A 4379-nucleotide genomic window follows, 5' to 3' on the forward strand; every position below is an offset into this window, starting at 1 on the left:
GGACGGCGACCAGTCGGCGGCGGGGGTGTGGTGTGCCCGGCTCGACCTGCCGTACGCGTCAGTCGTTGTTCCAGAACGGGTAGTTGCCGGTCGAGCGCAGGATCGCCCCGCCGATGATGTTGATCACGCCGAACGCGATGGCGAGGTAACCGAGCAGCGGCGACTGCCCGTACCGCCGGGCGTCGCGGATGGACAGGTAGCCGAAGACGATGCCGAAGATGCCGCAGCAGATCAGCCCCAGCACGATGCCCAGCACGCCCCAGAGGGTGGTGCGGTCGCGTCCCTGGGCCGGTGGTGGTGGGGGAGGCGGGTATGGCGTCGTCACAGCTTCCTCCGAGCGGTCATGGGCGACGTGCCGGCCCGGACCGCGACCGGCGGGCCCGTCCCGGGTGGCGGCGACTCGCGCCCCCTCAGGGCCGAGGCTAGACCGGCCCGGGTGGGCAGGACGTCGGTTCGGTGAACTCGCCGACCTTAGGAGGGGTTAACGGACTGCCACCGCCCGCGCGACGTGCCAGAGTAGAGCGGATGTCCCCCGTCACCCCTGACCGTCCCAGCCGTCCCGGCGGTGTGAGCGCCGACGACCGGCCGGTCGACCGTGCCGCACCGGCCCGGCGGGTGCCCGCGCCTCGCGCTGGTGGGTCGCCGCGCGGGCGGGCGCCGCTGCCCGTTGCCGCCGGGGTGGCCGCCTGCTGGGCCGCCGTCACCTCGTACCTGCCGGTCGCCATCGTGCTCGGCCTGGTGCAGCTCGGCGCGGATGGCACCACAGTGACCGGCACGCTGCGCACCGCGCTGGCCGGCTGGCTGCTCGGGCACGGCGTGCCGTTGCACACCGAAACCGGGCCGCTCGGGCTCGCCCCGCTGGCGCTGACAGTGCTCGCGCTCTGGCGGCTGAGCCGCGCCGGCGTGCACGTCAGCCGTGCGATCGGTGCTCGCGACACCCGCTCCCCGCGCCGCGCACTGCTCGCCGCGGTCGCGGTCGGCATTGCGTACGCGCTGCTCGGCGCGCTCGCGGCGGTGCTGGTCGGCACCGGCGGGCCGAGTGTGTCGCTGATCCGGGCGGGCGCCACGTTCGCGGCGGTCGGCACACTCGCCGCGCTGGTCGGCGCGGTCCGGATCACCGCCGTGACCCGGCTGCTCGTCTCCCGGCTCCCGAGCCCGGTGCGCGACGGCGTTCGCACCGGCCTGGTGGCCGGGCTGCTGCTGCTCGGCGCGGGCGCGGGAGCAGCCGGCCTGGCGGTGGCCACCGGTGGCGGCGATGCGGCCGACATGATCGGGGCGTACCGGACCGGAGTCGCCGGGCAGGCCGGCATCACCCTGGTCAGCGTCGCGTACGCGCCCAACGCGGCGGTCTGGTCGACCAGTTACCTGCTCGGGCCGGGGTTCGCGGTCGGAACTGACACAGCGGTCCGCACCAGCGAGGTGTCGGTCGGCGCGCTGCCGGCCGTGCCGCTGCTCGCTGGCCTGCCGCGTGGCCCGGTGGACGGCTTCGGCGCCCTGCTGCTCGCGGTGCCGGTGCTGGCCGGGATGGTCGCCGGTTGGCTGCTCGCCCGGCGGGTGGCTCGACTCGCCGGGCCGGAGCGGGCTGCGCAGCGCTGGGCCGTGTTGCTGACGCCGGCGGTGCTGGCCGGGCCGGTGGCCGGTGTGGTGCTCGGTGCGGCAGCGGCGGTCTCCGGTGGGCCGCTCGGCGCCGGCCGGCTGTCCCAGGTCGGCCCGGTGAGTTGGCAGGTCGGGGCGGTGGCGGCCGGTGTCATAGCGGTCGGCGCGCTGGTCGGCGCTGCCGCCACCCGGGCGCTGACCCGCGGGCCCGCGCAGTAGACGAGCGCGGGGCGCCCCGAGTGAACCCCGGAGCGCCCCGTCGAATCCGAACCCGTCAGGGCTGGGTGGGCAGGTTGACCTGCGCCACCACGCTCAGGATGAGCAGCAGGATGCCCAGCCCGACGCCGACCGCGCCGCAGATCAGGCCGGCCTTGGCCTGGCCGGCGTTGTTGGCCTGACCCTGGGCCACCTTCTGCTTGGCGAGGTAGCCGGTCACGACGCCAGCGATGCCGACCGGGATGCCCAGGTACAGGCAGCAGACCAGCGGGATCGACGCGATACCGAGGATCATCGACACCAGGCCGAGGGTGTTGTTATGCCCCTGCGCCTGCGGGTACCCGGCGTTCGGGTAGGTCGGGCCGGCGCCGTACGGGGGCTGCTGCTGCGCGTACGGGTCGTTCGGCTGCTGACCGTACGGCTGGCCCGAGGTGGGCTGCTGACCGTACGGGGCCTGCGGCGCGGCGTACGGGTCGTTCGGCTGCTGGCCGTACGGCTGGCCGGAGGTGGGCTGCTGGCCGTACGGGGCGGCCGGCGGCTGGGGAGCGGTCGGGTCCTGGTTGGGCTGCTGGCCGTACGGGTCCTGACCGGGGTTACCGGGCTGCATTCGAGAAGCTCCTTGGACTGGTTCCGTCAGTTGGTGCTCTTATTTCCATCCATGATCGCGGTCAGTCCTCCCAAAGCCCAGTACAGCAACAGGACGACATGTCTCCCAAAGCAGGCAAAAAGGTCCTAGTCGACCGCTTCGCGTGCCGGATCAGGGGCGGTGTGTGGGCCGGTGCGGCGTTCGGCCCGAGCGAGCGGCAGCGTACCGGGTCGACGCACGTCCGCACTGTCGAAGATCGGCGTGCCGCCCAGTCGAAGGGTGTCCCTGACCTGCCCGATAGGGTGGCCCGGTGACCGAGCCCGCGCCTGTCGCCCGCATCGTCGTCCTCATCTCCGGCTCCGGGAGCAACCTTCAGTCGCTGCTGGATGCCGCCGCCGACCCCGCGTACGGCGCACAGGTCGTCGCGGTCGGCGCGGACCGCGACGGCATCGCGGGCCTGGACCGGGCCGACGCGGCGGGGGTGCCCACCTTCGTCGAGCGGGTCCGCGACCACGACACCCGGGAGGGCTGGGACCGCGCGCTCACCGCGCACGTCGCGAAGCACCAACCCGACCTGGTCATCTCCGCCGGTTTCCTCAAGTTGGTCGGCCCGCACTTCCTCGCCGCCTTCGGCGACCGCTACCTGAACACCCACAACACGCTGCTGCCGGCGTTTCCCGGCATCCACGGCCCGCGTGACGCTCTCGCCTACGGCGTGAAGCTCACCGGAGCCACCCTCTTCTTCGTCGACGCCGGCATGGACACCGGGCCGATCGTCGCGCAGGTCGCGGTGCCGGTGCTGGACGACGACGACGTCGACACGCTCACCGAGCGCATCAAGGAAGCCGAGCGACGCCAGCTCGTCGAGCAGGTCGGTCGGCTGGTCCGCGAAGGCTGGACCATCACCGGAAGGAAGGTCACGGTTCCGTGAGTCCCACTCAGGACGGGCGCCGCCCGATCAGGCGGGCGCTGGTCAGCGTCTACGACAAGACCGGGCTGGCCGAGCTGGCTCAGGCCCTGCACGCCGCCGGTGTGGAGATCGTGTCCACCGGCAGCACGGCGGGCACCATCGCCGCCGCCGGGGTGCCGGTGACGCCGGTGGAGACGGTGACCGGGTTCCCCGAGGTGCTCGACGGCCGGGTGAAGACCCTGCACCCGAAGGTGCACGCGGGTCTCCTCGCGGACCTGCGGAAGGACACCCACGTGGCGCAGCTCGACGAGCTGGGCGTGGCGGCGTTCGACCTGCTGGTCTCCAACCTGTACCCGTTCCAGGCGACCGTCGCCTCCGGCGCCGACGTCGAGGAGTGCGTGGAGCAGATCGACATCGGCGGCCCGGCCATGGTGCGCGCCGCCGCCAAGAACCACGCCTCGGTCGCCGTGCTCACCGACCCGGCCGCTTACCCGGCGCTGCTCGGCGCGCTCGCCGAGGGTGGCTTCACAGTGGCCCAGCGCCGCGCGCTGGCCGCCCGGGCGTTCGCCGACATCGCCGAATACGACGTGGCGGTGGCCCGGTGGTTCGCGCAGGAGCTGGCACCCGCCGACGACTCGTGGCCGCAGTTCGCGGGGCTGGCGCTGCGCAAGTCGACAGCGCTGCGCTACGGCGAGAACCCGCACCAGCCGGCCGCGCTCTACACCGACCCGGACGCCCCGGCCGGGCTGGCCCAGGCCGAGCAGCTGCACGGCAAGGAGATGTCGTACAACAACTACGTCGACGCCGACGCCGCCTGGCGGGCCGCGAACGACTTCGCCGACCAGCCGGCGGTGGCGATCATCAAGCACGCGAACCCGTGCGGCATCGCGATCGGCGCGGACGTCGCCGAGGCGCACCGCAGGGCGCACGCCTGCGACCCGGTGTCGGCGTTCGGCGGTGTCATCGCGGTCAACCGGCCCGTCGCCTGGTCATCTTCGCCAGCGAGGACGTGGGCATGGCCGACCCCGGGGCGCTGAGCGTGGCGACCGCGGCCGCGCACGCGGTCGAGTA

4 protein-coding genes and 2 pseudogenes are annotated in these 4379 nt (G+C 73.6%); 4 read left to right on the top strand and 2 right to left on the bottom strand.

The features are described 5' to 3' along the window. Positions 1–58: 58 nt before the first annotated feature. Entirely contained in the window at positions 59–325 is a 267-nt protein-coding gene (locus ABZ749_RS30185; RefSeq protein ID WP_091406354.1) for a hypothetical protein, read from the bottom strand. 200 nt (positions 326–525) lie between these two features. On the opposite strand from ABZ749_RS30185, the gene ABZ749_RS30190 reads away from it, so the two are divergent. Then, positions 526–1815: a DUF6350 family protein gene (locus tag ABZ749_RS30190; RefSeq protein ID WP_357233741.1), complete on the top strand. Its 1290-nt coding sequence runs from the start codon at positions 526–528 to the stop codon at positions 1813–1815. A 55-nt stretch (positions 1816–1870) separates the two neighbouring features. Here ABZ749_RS30190 and ABZ749_RS30195 read toward each other — a convergent pair whose 3' ends face one another. Beyond that, positions 1871–2419, bottom strand: a complete 549-nt coding sequence (locus tag ABZ749_RS30195) for a DUF4190 domain-containing protein (RefSeq protein ID WP_357233743.1) — start codon at positions 2417–2419, stop codon at positions 1871–1873. 289 nt (positions 2420–2708) lie between these two features. Here ABZ749_RS30195 and purN point away from each other — a divergent pair, with 289 nt between their 5' ends. The 3 genes and pseudogenes from purN to ABZ749_RS30210 form a co-directional block, all read left to right on the top strand. After that, a complete protein-coding gene (gene purN, locus ABZ749_RS30200) occupies positions 2709–3329 on the top strand; it encodes a phosphoribosylglycinamide formyltransferase (RefSeq protein WP_357189858.1) in 621 nt (206 codons plus the stop codon). Beyond that, positions 3326–4291 (top strand): annotated as a pseudogene (gene purH, locus ABZ749_RS30205) (bifunctional phosphoribosylaminoimidazolecarboxamide formyltransferase/IMP cyclohydrolase); the annotation flags it as partial. The gene purN and the pseudogene purH, both read left to right, overlap by 4 nt. Beyond that, positions 4285–4379, top strand: a pseudogene (locus ABZ749_RS30210) (hypothetical protein); the annotation flags it as partial. The pseudogenes purH and ABZ749_RS30210, both read left to right, overlap by 7 nt.

The sequence above is a fragment of the Micromonospora sp. NPDC047753 genome, assembly GCF_040642735.1.
In the GTDB taxonomy this organism is placed as follows: domain Bacteria; phylum Actinomycetota; class Actinomycetes; order Mycobacteriales; family Micromonosporaceae; genus Micromonospora.